The organism is Agrococcus terreus (assembly GCF_014645235.1).
Lineage (GTDB): Bacteria > Actinomycetota > Actinomycetes > Actinomycetales > Microbacteriaceae > Agrococcus > Agrococcus terreus.
The window spans coordinates 1,085,215-1,097,301 of record NZ_BMLM01000001.1 but is presented as its reverse complement, the minus strand read 5'-3'; the positions used below and the strand labels follow the sequence as shown (position 1 = coordinate 1,097,301).

At 75.6% G+C, this 12,087-nt stretch carries 12 protein-coding genes; 4 read left to right on the top strand and 8 right to left on the bottom strand.

The annotated features are described in order from the left end of the window. Window positions 1–42: 42 nt before the first annotated feature. The 4 genes from IEW90_RS05355 to IEW90_RS05340 are packed head-to-tail and all read right to left on the bottom strand — an operon-like array spanning window position 43 to window position 5,135. Window positions 43–1,671 (bottom strand): dipeptide ABC transporter ATP-binding protein, encoded by a 1,629-nt coding sequence (locus IEW90_RS05355; RefSeq protein ID WP_188716797.1) that lies wholly within the window; start codon window positions 1,669–1,671, stop codon window positions 43–45. Continuing rightward, window positions 1,668–2,495, bottom strand: coding sequence for an ABC transporter permease (locus IEW90_RS05350; protein WP_188716795.1), 828 nt, complete (start codon window positions 2,493–2,495; stop codon window positions 1,668–1,670). The genes IEW90_RS05355 and IEW90_RS05350 overlap by 4 nt, the downstream gene beginning before the upstream one ends. Further along, entirely contained in the window at window positions 2,492–3,490 is a 999-nt protein-coding gene (locus tag IEW90_RS05345; RefSeq protein WP_188716793.1) for an ABC transporter permease, read from the bottom strand. Before IEW90_RS05345 ends, IEW90_RS05350 begins: the two co-directional genes overlap by 4 nt. Before the next feature lie 16 nt (window positions 3,491–3,506). After that, window positions 3,507–5,135, bottom strand: coding sequence for an ABC transporter substrate-binding protein (locus tag IEW90_RS05340; protein ID WP_188716790.1), 1,629 nt, complete (start codon window positions 5,133–5,135; stop codon window positions 3,507–3,509). Window positions 5,136–5,367: 232 nt separating this feature from the next. On the opposite strand from IEW90_RS05340, the gene IEW90_RS05335 reads away from it, so the two are divergent. Then, window positions 5,368–5,586 carry a DUF3107 domain-containing protein gene (locus IEW90_RS05335; protein WP_188716788.1) on the top strand — a complete coding sequence of 73 codons (219 nt, stop codon included), beginning with the start codon at window positions 5,368–5,370 and terminating at the stop codon, window positions 5,584–5,586. After that, the gene (locus IEW90_RS05330; RefSeq protein ID WP_188716786.1) at window positions 5,586–5,882 is read left to right on the top strand and encodes a hypothetical protein; all 297 of its coding nucleotides are present in this window, start codon (window positions 5,586–5,588) and stop codon (window positions 5,880–5,882) included. The genes IEW90_RS05335 and IEW90_RS05330 overlap by 1 nt, the downstream gene beginning before the upstream one ends. Window positions 5,883–5,955: 73 nt before the next feature. On the opposite strand, the gene IEW90_RS05325 is transcribed toward IEW90_RS05330, so the two are convergent. Further along, on the bottom strand, window positions 5,956–6,681 hold the full coding sequence (locus IEW90_RS05325; protein WP_188716784.1) for a ferritin-like fold-containing protein: 726 nt from the start codon (window positions 6,679–6,681) through the stop codon (window positions 5,956–5,958). 117 nt (window positions 6,682–6,798) lie between these two features. Between IEW90_RS05325 and IEW90_RS05320 the strand changes: the two genes are divergently transcribed. Beyond that, window positions 6,799–8,262: a DEAD/DEAH box helicase gene (locus IEW90_RS05320; protein WP_188718028.1), complete on the top strand. Its 1,464-nt coding sequence runs from the start codon at window positions 6,799–6,801 to the stop codon at window positions 8,260–8,262. A gap of 88 nt (window positions 8,263–8,350) precedes the next feature. On the opposite strand, the gene IEW90_RS05315 is transcribed toward IEW90_RS05320, so the two are convergent. After that, a complete protein-coding gene (locus IEW90_RS05315; RefSeq protein WP_188716781.1) occupies window positions 8,351–9,229 on the bottom strand; it encodes a PHP domain-containing protein in 879 nt (292 codons plus the stop codon). A gap of 115 nt (window positions 9,230–9,344) precedes the next feature. Here IEW90_RS05315 and IEW90_RS05310 point away from each other — a divergent pair, with 115 nt between their 5' ends. Next, window positions 9,345–10,349 carry an endonuclease/exonuclease/phosphatase family protein gene (locus IEW90_RS05310; protein WP_188716779.1) on the top strand — a complete coding sequence of 335 codons (1,005 nt, stop codon included), beginning with the start codon at window positions 9,345–9,347 and terminating at the stop codon, window positions 10,347–10,349. A gap of 43 nt (window positions 10,350–10,392) precedes the next feature. Here IEW90_RS05310 and IEW90_RS05305 read toward each other — a convergent pair whose 3' ends face one another. Both IEW90_RS05305 and IEW90_RS05300 read right to left on the bottom strand, forming a co-directional pair. Beyond that, entirely contained in the window at window positions 10,393–11,154 is a 762-nt protein-coding gene (locus tag IEW90_RS05305; RefSeq protein ID WP_188716777.1) for an esterase/lipase family protein, read from the bottom strand. Beyond that, window positions 11,151–12,059: an alpha/beta fold hydrolase gene (locus tag IEW90_RS05300; protein ID WP_188716775.1), complete on the bottom strand. Its 909-nt coding sequence runs from the start codon at window positions 12,057–12,059 to the stop codon at window positions 11,151–11,153. The genes IEW90_RS05305 and IEW90_RS05300 overlap by 4 nt, the downstream gene beginning before the upstream one ends. Between the last annotated feature and the right edge of the window lie 28 nt (window positions 12,060–12,087).

The following is a 12,087-nucleotide window of genomic DNA, read 5'->3' as shown; positions in this document are numbered from 1 at the left end:
CGGCCGCCGACACGGCCGCGGCGCCGCGCCCCGGTCGCGCCGCTAGGCCGCCGCCGCCTCCGCCGGCTCCAGCCCGGCGCCGGGCCCCAGGCCGGCCACGGCCCCGGGCACCGCCTCGAGCAGCGCTCGCGTACGCGGGTGCGCCGGCGCCGCGAGCACCGCGGCGGTGGGCCCCTGCTCGACGATCCGCCCCGCCTCCATCACGGCGACCGTGTCGCACACGAGCCGCAGCACGGCCAGGTCGTGCGTGATGAAGAGCGTCGAGAGGCCGCGCTCGCGCTGGAGCTCCGCGAGCAGCTCGAGCACCTGGGCCTGGACGGTGACGTCGAGCGCGCTGACCGCCTCGTCGCACACGAGCACGTCGGGCCCGACCGAGAGCGCGCGGGCGATGGCGACGCGCTGCAGCTGGCCGCCCGAGAGCTCGCCCGGCAGCCGGGAGGCGATCGTCGACGGCAGCCGCACCTGCTCGAGCAGCTCGGCGAGCCGCGCCCGGCGCTCGGCGCGGCCGGTGCGCGCGAGCGCGCGGACCGGCTCGAGGATCGCGTGGCCGACGACGTGCGAGGGGTCGAGCGACGAGTACGGGTCCTGGAACACCGGCTGGACGCGGCGCCGGAACGCGCGGCTGCGCCCGCGCTCGGGCTCCGGGGCGCCGTCGAGCTCGACGCGGCCGGCATCGGGCCGCGCGAGCCCCAGCACGACGCGCGCGAGCGTCGTCTTGCCGGATCCGGACTCCCCCACCACCCCGAGCGACTGCCCGCGCCGCAGCGCCAGGTCGACGCCGTCGAGCGCGACCGTCGCCGCCGGGCCGTGCCCGAACGCGAGCGAGAGCCCCTCGCCGCGCAGCACGACGGGCGCGTCGTCGGGCGCCGGCGCGACGAGCGGCTCGGCGCGCAGCTGCGGCAGCGAGCCGACGAGCGCGCGCGTCGACGCGTGGGCCGGCGCCGCCACGACGGCGCGCGCCCGCCCGTCCTCGACGATGCGGCCGCGGTCGAGCACGGCGATGCGGTCGGCGCGCTCGGCCGCGACGGCCAGGTCGTGCGTGATGAGCAGCAGCCCGGTGCCGCGCTCGGCGGTGAGCGCCTGCAGGCGGTCGAGGATCGTGCGCTGCACCGTGACGTCGAGCGCGCTCGTCGGCTCGTCGGCCACCACGAGCCGCGGCTCGGCGACGATCGCCGCGGCGATGAGCACGCGCTGCCGCTGGCCGCCCGAGAGCTGGTGCGGGTAGCGCTGCGCGAGCGCCGGATCCGGAAGCCCCGCCTCCGCGAGCGCCGCGAGCGCGCGCTCGCGCGCGGCCGCGCCGGCGGCGAGGCGGTGCACGCGCAGCACCTCGGCCACCTGGTCGCCGACGCGCCGCAGCGGGTCGAGCGCCGCCATCGGGTCCTGCGGCACGAGCGCGATCGCGGCGCCCCGCAGCGCCCGCCGGCGGCCCTCCGGCATCCCCAGCAGGTCCTCGCCGTCGAGCCGCACGGTCCCGGTGACGCGCGTCGAGCCGCGCTGCAGGCCGAGCACGGCCCTGCCGATGCTCGACTTGCCCGACCCCGACTCCCCCACGAGCGCGAGGGCCTCCCCGCGCGCGAGCTCGAGCGACGCGCTTTCGACGGCCACGTGCGCCGAGCGGCGCGATCGGTACTCGATCCGCAGGTCGCGGACCTCCAGCAGCGGTGCGGTCATGCGCGTCGCCTCGCGTTCCTGCTCAGTCGGTTGAGGGCCAGCACGGTCGCCGCGACGACCGCCCCGGGGAAGAAGGTGAGCCACCAGGCGGTGGCGATGTGGAGGCGCCCCTCGTTGACCATCGAGCCCCACTCGGGCAGCGGCGGCACGGCGCCGAAGCCCAGGAACGAGAGCCCCGCGACGGCGAGGATCGCGCCGCCGAGCTCGAGGCCGGCGAGCACCACGACCGGCCCCGTGGCGTTCGGCAGCACGTGCGAGGCGAGGATCCGCAGCGGGCGCGTGCCGCTCGTCCGCGCCGCGTCGAAGTACGGCAGGCTCAGGATCCGGATGGTCTCGGCCCGCGCGATGCGCACGAAGCCGGGGATGCCGGCGAGGCCGACGGCGATGGCGACGCGGTCGACGCCGAACCCCAGGATCGACACGAGCGCCATCGACAGCAGCAGCCCGGGGATGGCGACGAGCACGTCGACGGAGCGGGAGATCGCGGTGTCGGTCCAGCGGCCCGCGTAGGCGGCGACGATGCCGAGCGCCGTCCCGATCGTGAGCGAGATGGCGACGGCGACGAGGCCCGCGAGCAGCGAGACGCGCGCGCCGTGCACGACGCGGCTGAAGACGTCGCGGCCGAGCACGTCGGTGCCGAACCAGTGGGCGGCGCTCGGCGGCGCGAGCGGGGCGGCCGCGTCGAGGTCGTGGACGGGGTCGAGCGGCGCGAACGCGGTCGGCGCGAGCGCCCAGCCGACGAGCACCGCGAGCACGAGCGCGGCGGCGACCGCGCCGGGCTGCCGCAGCGCCGCGCCGGCGCTCCCGAGCGCGCGGGCGATCATGCCGCCGCCCCCGCCCGCTCGCGCGGGCGCCGGGCGCCCTCGCGCCGGTCCGGCTCGACGACCCGCGGGTCGATCCAGCGGTAGGCGATGTCGACGACGAGCGTCACGAGCACGAACACGCCGCCCGTGAGCACGACGAGGGCCTGGATGAGCGGGAAGTCGCGCGCCTGCACGGCGACCACGAAGAGGTTGCCGACGCCGGGGCGGCCGTAGATCGTCTCGACGATCGTCGCGCCCGACAGGATCGAGCCGATGAGCATCCCCACCATCGTGAACACCGGCAGCGAGGCGTTGCGCAGCACGTGCCGCAGCACGACGCCGGCGCGCGAGAGGCCCCTCGCCCGCGCCGTGTCGGCGTAGGGCTCGCGCAGCCCGTCCTCGATGCCGCGCGTCAGCAGCTGCCCGAGGGTGCCGGCGCTCAGCAGCGCGAGCGTGAGCGCCGGCAGCACGAGCGCGGCGGGCGAGCCCGCGCCGAAGGCGGGGAACCAGCCGAGCCCGAACGAGAAGACCTGCAGCAGCAGGATCGCGAGCCAGAACGACGGCACCGCGATGCCGAGCACCGTGATCGACTGGAAGGCCGAGCGCACCCAGCGGCCCGGCAGCAGCACGCCGCCGAGGCCGAACAGCATGCCGAGCACGACCGTGAGCGCGATGCTCGCCGCCCCGAGCTGGAGCGTGGACTCCAGCCCGGAGGCGATGACGTCGGTCACCGGCTGCCGCTTCGCGAACGAGGTGCCCCAGTCGAGCGTGACGACCCGCACCAGGTAGGCGGCGTACTGCGCGAGCACGGGCCGGTCGAGCCCGAGCTCGGTGCGCAGCGCCGCCACCTGGCCGTCGTCCGCCGCCCCGGCGCCCTCGCCGCCGCTCGCGCCGCCGCCCAGCATGATGCGGGCGGGGTCGCCCGGGATGAGCTGGACGACGAGGAACGAGAGCGTGACGGCGCCCCAGAGCACCACGAGGGCGTGGCCGAGGCGGCGGAGGACGTAGCGGGTCATGGCGTGCCGAATCCGATCAGCCGTGCAGGTCGGCGAAGAACGGCTTGCCCTCGATGTCGGCGTGGGCGCCCTGGATGCCGGGTGCCGCCGCCGAGAACTGCACGAGGTCGTAGAGCGGCACCGTGTAGCCGCGCTCGAGCAGCAGGCGCTGCACCGTCTCCGACGCCTCGAGCCGCTCCGCCGGGTCGACGGTCGTCTGCAGGCGGCCGAGCGCCTCGTCGACCTCGGCGTCGGCGTGGCCGAAGAGGAACGACTGGTTCTCGTAGAACGACGAGTAGACGATGCGCAGCACGTCCGGGTCGGCGCGGGTCTGCGACCAGGTGGTGATGTCGAACGGGTAGTCGTGGATGGTGAACTCCGAGAGGTCGGCGACCGGCTCAAGGCGGAGGTCGATGCCCACCTGGCGCCACTGCTGCTGGACGAGCTGCAGCAGGGTCTCGGTGGTGCCGCCGCCCGTGTACTGGATCGTGATCGCGAGGGGCTCCCCCGCGTCGTCCGTGCGGATGCCGTCGTCGCCGACGGTCGACCACGCGGTGCCGTCGAGCAGCGCCGCGGCGGCCTCCGGGTCGTGCTGGAGCTCCTCGGAGAGGTCGACGTAGCCGGGGTTCGTCGTGGTGAGCACGCCCGTGGCGGGCACGTAGGCGCCCTGGAAGACGGTGTCGACGATCGCCTGGCGGTCGGTCGCGAGGCTCAGCGCGCGGCGGAGGTCCTCGTCCTGGAAGACCTCGCGGTGCAGCAGCGGCACGAGCGGGATCGAGATCGCTGGCATGGGCGTGCGCAGCAGCGTGGCGCCGGACGCCTCGATCGTGCTCGTCGTGGAGGCGTCGAGGATGTAGGCGAAGTCGAGCTGGCCCGACTGCACGGAGCCCGCGAGGGTCGTCGCGTCCGGCAGGAACGAGATCTCGACGGTGTCGTAGTGGGCGCGGCCCTGGTTCTCGGCGATGGGCGACGGCCAGGCGTAGTCCTCGCGCGCGGCGAGCACGAGCCGCTGCTCGGGCTCGTACGACTCGATCGTGAACGGGCCGGAGCCGATCACCTCGCCGGCCGCGACGCGCTCGGGGTCGAGCTCGAGCGTGGCCTGCGCGAGGATCGCGAGCGACTGCGTCGCGGTCGCCTGCAGGAACTGCGCGTTCGGGGCGTCGAACTCGACGCGCACGGTGCGCTCGTCGAGCACCTCGGCGCCGACGTAGCCGCGGAAGTAGCTGCCCGCGATGAACGCGAGCGGACCGATCTCGACGATCCGGTCGAAGTTCGCCGCGACCGCCTCGGCGTCGAGCGGCGTGCCGTCCGAGAACGTCACGCCCTCCCGCAGGTGGAAGGTGAACTCGGTCGTGTCGTCGCTGATCTCCCACGACTCCGCGAGCCAGGGCAGGATCTCGCCGGTCTCCGGGTCCTGCTCGGTGAGGGTGTCGGCGATCTGCCGCGTGACGGTGCGCGGGAAGAGCTGGGGGCGCTGGTGCGGGTCGTAGTTCGCGACGTCGGCGCCGCCGAAGCCGACGCGGAGCGTGCCGCCCTGCACCGCCTCGGGCTCGCCGCTCGCGCCGGGCTGCCCCTGGGCAGCGCCGCAGCCGGTGAGCAGCAGCGCCGCGGCCGCGGCGACTGCCGCGATGCGGCGGATGGGATGGGGTCTGCTGGTCGTGCGCATGCGGTCTCCTGTGCTGCCGTGCGGTGCGTCGCGTCGGGCCGGACGGGCCCGTGGGTCGACGGTAGGCAGATCGCGGAACGGGAGTCCGAATGTGACGTTCCATGACGTGCGCCTATGGCGGGCATAGCGGGCTCTTGGCGCGAGCGACGACGGCGCGGGCCTCTCGACGCCCGCCGTTCGCCCCGCGCGGACACGGCGCCCGCCCCGCATCCGATCGCCTACGATCAGGAGCATGGACATCCGCATCGGCATCAAGGACTCCGCGCGCGAGATCGCGTTCGACTCGGCCCAGTCGGCCGAGGAGGTGGAGGCCGCGGTGCTCGCCGCGCTCGGCGCCGGCCACCTGGCGCTCGACGACGCGAAGGGCCGCCGGTACATCGTGCCGAGCCCGCAGATCGCCTACGTCGAGATCGGCAGCGAGGCCACGCGCAAGATCGGCTTCGTGGCCTGATGGTCATCCTGGTCGTGATGGTGCTCGGCGCCGCCATCGGCCTGCTCGCGCGCTACCTGCTGCCGGGCCGCGAGTGGGTGGGCCTGTTCCTCAACCCGTGCGCCGCGGCCACCGCCGCGGGCGTCGTCTGGATCGCGCTCTCGCTCGCCGGGCTCGGCGTGGACAGCGGCTGGCTCTGGATCGGCAGCCTCGTGGCCGCCACGCTCGTCGCCGTCGCGATCCCCCGCCTCCTGCCGGCGCACCGCCGTCGCGTCGACGCGGCCGAGCTCGACCGCCTCCAGGCCGTCAAGGGCTGACCCCGCGCACCGCTGCCGCGCTCGCGGCGCGCACCCGTGCGGACCGCGCGACGCGGCTCGACCGCGCGCCGGCTCAGGCCGTGAGGCCGAGCTCGTCCATGCGGCGCGTGTGCGAGGCGACGATGTCGTTGAACGCCGGCTCGAGCCGCGGCTGGCTCGGCACGGCGCGCCCGGAGTCGTCCGGGCCGTTCACCGCGAGGTACATCTGCAGCAGCGCGTCGCCCACGAGGCGGCGCCCCCAGACGGCGAGCCGGTCGGAGAGGCGCGGCGTCTGCTCGATCGCGCGGCGCAGCAGCGCCACGAGCTCGGCGTGCGCGCTCTCGTCGCGGAGCGCCCGCAGCATCGCGTCGCGGTCCTCCTCCGGGAGGCCCCCGGACGCCGCGACGAAGAAGTCCGAGAGCAGGCCGCTCGTGACATGGATCGCGAGCAGCTGCTCGTACCAGTCGGCGCCCTCCCCCGTCTGCGACAGCGAGCGCGCGGCGTCCGCGTAGGGCGCGATCGCCTCGGCGGCGTCGCGGTCGTCGCTCTCGAGGATGTGCGCGAGGGCACTGGCGCGGCTCGAGTGGATGCGCACGACCTCCGCGAGCGCGACGCGCGCCTCGAGGTCGGGCGCGCCGTCGAGCGCGCGGCCCGCCTGCGCGACGAGCTCGAGCTCGAGGGCGAGCGCCTGGCCGACGAACGCGGTCGTCTCCGGGCGCAGGTCGGTGAGCAGCACGCGGTCGCCGACGACGGGCACCCGATGCTGCCGCAGCAGCTGGCGCGTCACGTCGCGCGGCGTCCTGTCGAACCACTTCACCACGTCCGGCAGTCTAGGGCGGCCCGGACCCGGCTCCCGCCATGCCGCCGGTAGCATGGCCGGAGCGAATCGAATCAGGTGGACCCTTTGACCTTCCAAGACCTCTCCATCGACGCCGACATGGTCCAGGCCCTCGCCGACCGCGGCATCGTCGAACCCTTCCCCATCCAGCAGCAGACCATCCCGCTGGGACTGTCCGGCCAGGACATCATCGGCCAGGCCAAGACCGGCACCGGCAAGACCTTCGCGTTCGGCCTGCCGCTCGCGCAGCGCCTCGGCCCCGACCCCGCGCCGGGCGTCAAGGCGCTCATCGTCGTGCCGACGCGCGAGCTCGCTGTACAGGTGACCGAGGACATGGAGCTCATCACCTCCAACCGTCCGACGACGGTCGTCCCGATCTACGGCGGCAAGGCCTACGAGGGCCAGATCGACCAGATCAAGGCCGGCGCGCAGATCGTGGTCGGCACGCCCGGCCGCCTCCTCGACCTGGCGCAGCAGCGCATCCTCGACCTGTCGCAGGTCACCGAGATGGTGCTCGACGAGGCCGACAAGATGCTCGACCTCGGCTTCCTGCCCGACGTCGAGCGCCTGTTCGCGAAGACCCCCGCGACGCGCCACACGATGCTGTTCTCGGCCACGATGCCGGGCCAGGTCGTCGCGCTCGCGCGCCGCTTCATGTCGCGCCCGCTGCACATCCGCGCGACCGACGTCGACGAGACGATCGCCCAGGCGAACATCCAGCACGTCGTCTACCGCGCGCACGCGCTCGACAAGGACGAGGTGGTCTCGCGCATCCTGCAGGCCGAGGGCCGCGGCAAGACCGTGATCTTCACGCGCACGAAGCGCGCCGCCTCGCGGCTGTGCGAGGAGCTCGTCGACCGCGGCTTCGCGGCCGCGGCGGTGCACGGCGACATGAGCCAGGAGGCGCGCGAGCGCGCGATGGCGTCGTTCAAGGCCGGCAAGAAGGACGTGCTCATCGCGACCGACGTCGCCGCCCGCGGCATCGACGTCGACGACGTGACGCACGTCATCAACCACACGATCCCCGAGGACGAGAAGGCCTACCTGCACCGCGTGGGCCGCACCGGCCGCGCCGGCCGCACCGGCATCGCCGTGACGTTCGTCGACTGGGAGGACCTCCACAAGTGGTCGCTCATCGACCGCGCGCTGGAGTTCGGCAAGCCGGAGCCGGTCGAGACGTACTCGTCGAGCCCGCACCTCTACAGCGACCTGTCGATCCCGCAGGGCGTCAAGGGCCGGCTCACCGCGACGCCGCCGAACAAGGAGGCCAAGCGCGAGGGCGTCGCCCCGAAGGACCGCGAGGGCTCGCGCGAGGGCGGCAGCGGCCGTCGTCGCGGCGGCCGCGGGCGCTCGGGCGGCCAGGGACAGGGCTCGGGCGAGCGCGAGCGCGCGCCCCGCGGTGAGAGCGGCGAGGCGGTGCGGGCGGAGGCCGGCACCGGCACGCACGACGGCGGCGGATGGGAGCACCACGACGGCAACGCGGCGCCCGCGCGCCGTCGGCGCCGCCGTCGCCGCTCGGGCGGCGGCTCGGGCGCCGGCGCGGCCGCCGCGCCCCAGTCCTAGCCGACAGCAGCACCACCGGACGGCCGTCCCGCATCGCGCGGGGCGGCCGTCCGCCGTATCGCCGCCCGTCCGGCAGTCGGGGGCGCGGCTACGACGGCACGACGGGCGGGTGCCCCGTCGCGCGGCGCAGGATCTCGGCGAGCGCCTCGGGCTCGGTCGTGTGCTCGCCGAGCCGGTTGGGCTTGCCGGCGCCGTGGTAGTCGCTCGAGCCGGTGACGAGCAGGCCCAGCCGCTCGGCGTCGGCGAGCAGCTGGCGCCGCGCGGCGGGCGGGTTGTCGCGGTGCGCCACCTCGACGCCGTCGAGGCCGGCGGCCGCGAGGTCGGGCAGGCGCCCGAGCCGCATGACCGCGCTGCCGCGGGATCCGGGATGCGCGAGCACCGAGACGCCGCCGGCGTCGGCGATGATCGCGATCGCTTCTTCGGGCGCGGGCGCGCGGTGCGGCTGGTAGTAGCCCCCGCGCCAGTGCAGGATGCCGTCGAACGCCGACGAGCGATCGGCGACGATGCCGAGCGTCACGAGCGCGTCCGCGATGTGGGGTCGCCCGATGGTCGCCCCGGGCGCCGCGTGCTCCTCGACGTGCCGCCACGTGAGCGGGTAGTCGCGGCCGATGGCGCGCACCATCCGCTCGGCCCGCTCGACGCGCTCGACGCGGATGCGCTCGCGCTCGCCGCGGAAGGCGGCGGAGTCCGGGTCGAGCAGGTAGCCGAGCACGTGCACGCTCGCCTCCCCGATCTGCGACGAGAACTCCACGCCCGGGATGAGGCCGACGCCGACCTCGAGCGCGGCGGCGGAGGCCTCGTCCCAGCCGGCGACGGTGTCGTGGTCGGTGAGCGCCACGACCCCGAGGCCCGCGGCGGCGGCGGCGCGCACGAGATCGCCCGGCGACTCGGTGCCGTCCGACTCGCGCGAGTGCGCGTGCAGGTCGATGGGCCCGAGCCCGAGCAGCCGCCGCGACGCCTCGTCCATCCCGCCAGCCTACGCGCGGCGCGCACCGCGCGGCCGCCGGCGCCGCGCGCGGGGGCGCGTGCCCGCGGCCCGCCGCGCACAGCCGCGGCATGGCGCGCTCGCCTACGCTCGCACCGTGCTCGCGATCCTCGGCTGGCTGCTCGCCCTCGTCATCGGCGCGTGCCTGTTCGTGGCCGCGTGGCCGCAGGCGCTGGGGCTCGAGCAGGCGCCCGTGGTGGCGCAGGTCGTCTCGATGCGGGTGGGCGTCGTCGGCATCGCGCTCGTGCTCGCGGTGCTCCTGCTCCTCCTCGTCGGCTGGCGCCGCGTGCGCCCCTTCGTGCTCGGCGTCGTCTCGATGCTCGTCGTGTTCTCGCTCGTCTCCTTCGGCATCCACGCCTCCCGCGGCCTCGACGACGGCCAGCGGATCGACGGCTCCGAGGACCTCGTCGTGCTCACCTGGAACACGCTCGGCGACGAGCCGGGCGTCGACGAGATCGCCCGCGTCATCGACGAGACGGGCGCCGACGCCGTCATGCTGCCGGAGACGACGCTCGAGCTGGGCGTCGGCGTGGCCGAGACGCTCCGCGAGCGCGGCGAGCGGTTCTGGGTGCACACGACCGGCTACTCCCCCGCCTACGGCGCGCTGAACACGACGCTGCTCATCTCCGCCGAGCTCGGCACGTACACGACCGACGCGGAGGTAGGCGGCACGCGCACGCTGCCGACGGTCGTCGCCCGCCCCGACGACGGCGACGGCCCCGTGCTGGTCTCGGCGCACCCCGTGGCGCCCGTGCCGCAGCAGATGCGCAACTGGCGCGCCGACCTCGAGTTCGTCGCGAGCCTGTGCGGCGAGGGCGACTCGGTGATCGTCGGCGGCGACCTCAACTCGACCCTCGACCACTGGGCGGGGCTCGGCGCCTCCGGCGGCGACCTCGGCACCTGCCGCGACGCGGCGAGCCAGGTGGGCGCGGGCGCGGTGGGCACGTGGCCCACGTGGGCGCCGCCGTGGCTGGGGGCGCAGATCGACCACGTGCTCGCCACGCCCGACTGGGAGCCCGTCGCCGCTCGCGTGCTCACCGGCCTCGACGACGCGGGCACCGACCACCGGCCCGTGCTCGTGCAGCTGCACCGCGCCGGCTGAGCCGCCGCCCGCGGGCGTGGGCCGCGGGCCTGGGCCTCGGCCGCTAGGCCTCGGGCGCCGAGCCCCGCTCGGCCGCGGCGCCGGCGCCGTGCGCGACGTTGAGCGCCACGAGCTCGTCGATCGCGGCGAGCACCGCATCCCCCGCCTCCGCGGTCGCGAGCGGCCGGAAGTGGCCGCTCGCGCGCAGCCGCGTGCCGCGCATGCCCTCGGGCACCGCGTTGCCGGGGATGTGCGGGTCGATGTTCGGCAGCACGAGCCGGATCCGGGCGTCGGCCGCGCGCTCGGCCGCGAGCGCCACGAGGATCTCGCTCGACGGGTCGAATTCGCGGATGTACGCGCCCGGGAGCAGGCGGGCGCGCGCGGAGCCCGCGAAGGGCGTGGCGAGCGCCACGAGCCCCACGGGCTGCGGCGCCTCCGGCCGCGTGGCCCGCTCGACGAGCACGCGCTTCCCGATCAGGCCGCCCTTCGAGTGGCCGACGAGCACGATGCGCGCCTCCGGGTGCTCGGCGGCGACCTCGTCGACGACGCGCCCCACCACCTCCGCCCCCTCGAGCACCGGCGCGAGGTTGCGGCCGAGCTCCGGCACGAAGCGCACGCCGTGGCCGGCGCGCACGAGCCGCTGCGCGAGCGGCTCCATGAAGTGCCAGCGCTCGACGACGCCGGGCACGAGGATCGCCTGCACGCGCGCGCCGGGGAGGCCGCGCAGCGTGGGCGGCCGCCGGTCGAAGGTCGAGCGGACGTGCTTGCGGGCTGCGAAGGCGTAGTCGCGGCCCCAGACGAGCACCTCGGCGGGTTGGATGCTCATGCGGCGCTCCCCCGCTCGTCGTCGGCCGCCGTCCCGGCGCGCAGCGCGACCGGGGCGGCAGCGGGCGGCGACGGCGCCGCCTCGGCCGGCCCGATGCGCTGCGCGAACTCCTCCACCATGCGCGCCACCGGCTCCGCTCCCGTCACCATCGCCTCGTGGCCCTTCGCGCGCGCGATGCGCAGCTCGCCGCGCGGCAGCAGCGCCCGCACCTCCGAGGCCCACCCGACGGGCGACACCCTGTCGTCCTCCCCCACGATGACGAGCGCCGGCTGCGCGATGCGCGGCAGCACCTCGCGGATGTCGTGGTCGAGCATCGATCCGAGCTTCCGGAGGAACCAGCGCGGCCCCGCCTGCAGGTACATGTGGGCGCCGACGAGCATGACGATGGGCGGGTCGTTCGCGATGTCCTGCAGCAGGCGCAGCGCCTGCGCCCAGCCGTTGCGCTCGCGCGGGTTCACGGTGGGGGCGATGAGGACGACGCGCTCGACGAGGTCGGGGTGGCGCGCGGCGAGCTCGGCGACGACCTGCGTGCCCATGGAGTGGCCGAGCGCGATGATCGGCTCGTGCGCGGTGCCTCGGAGGGCGCGGGCGACGAGGTCGGCGAGTTCCGGCATGGGGAGCGGCTCCGCCGGCTCGGGCGAGGAGCCGAAGCCCGGCAGGTCGAGCGCGACGACGTCGAGCTCGTCGAGCAGCGCCTCGCGCAGCAGGCCGAAGTACTGCTGCCCCATGCCGATCCCGTGGACGAGCACCACGGTCTGCGCGCCCGGCTTCGCCCAGTGCCGCACGACGACGACGTGGTCGCCCTCGACGTGCTCGCGCACGACGGCGCCCGCTACGCCGCCGGCGGCCTCGCGCCACTCGGCGAGCCCCGCGGGCGTCGGCGCGAGCGCATCCTCCCTCTGCATCCGGCCAGGGTACGACGGTGGGATGATG

Coding starts and splice junctions, on each gene's coding strand:
- IEW90_RS05355 (WP_188716797.1), bottom strand. CDS start 1,671: ATGACCGCACCGCTGCTGGAGGTCCGCGACCTGCGGATCGAGTACCGA.
- IEW90_RS05315 (WP_188716781.1), bottom strand. CDS start 9,229: ATGGACGAGGCGTCGCGGCGGCTGCTCGGGCTCGGGCCCATCGACCTG.
- IEW90_RS05345 (WP_188716793.1), bottom strand. CDS start 3,490: ATGACCCGCTACGTCCTCCGCCGCCTCGGCCACGCCCTCGTGGTGCTC.
- IEW90_RS05305 (WP_188716777.1), bottom strand. CDS start 11,154: ATGAGCATCCAACCCGCCGAGGTGCTCGTCTGGGGCCGCGACTACGCC.
- IEW90_RS05335 (WP_188716788.1), top strand. CDS start 5,368: ATGGACATCCGCATCGGCATCAAGGACTCCGCGCGCGAGATCGCGTTC.
- IEW90_RS05330 (WP_188716786.1), top strand. CDS start 5,586: ATGGTCATCCTGGTCGTGATGGTGCTCGGCGCCGCCATCGGCCTGCTC.
- IEW90_RS05340 (WP_188716790.1), bottom strand. CDS start 5,135: ATGCGCACGACCAGCAGACCCCATCCCATCCGCCGCATCGCGGCAGTC.
- IEW90_RS05300 (WP_188716775.1), bottom strand. CDS start 12,059: ATGCAGAGGGAGGATGCGCTCGCGCCGACGCCCGCGGGGCTCGCCGAG.
- IEW90_RS05350 (WP_188716795.1), bottom strand. CDS start 2,495: ATGATCGCCCGCGCGCTCGGGAGCGCCGGCGCGGCGCTGCGGCAGCCC.
- IEW90_RS05320 (WP_188718028.1), top strand. CDS start 6,799: ATGGTCCAGGCCCTCGCCGACCGCGGCATCGTCGAACCCTTCCCCATC.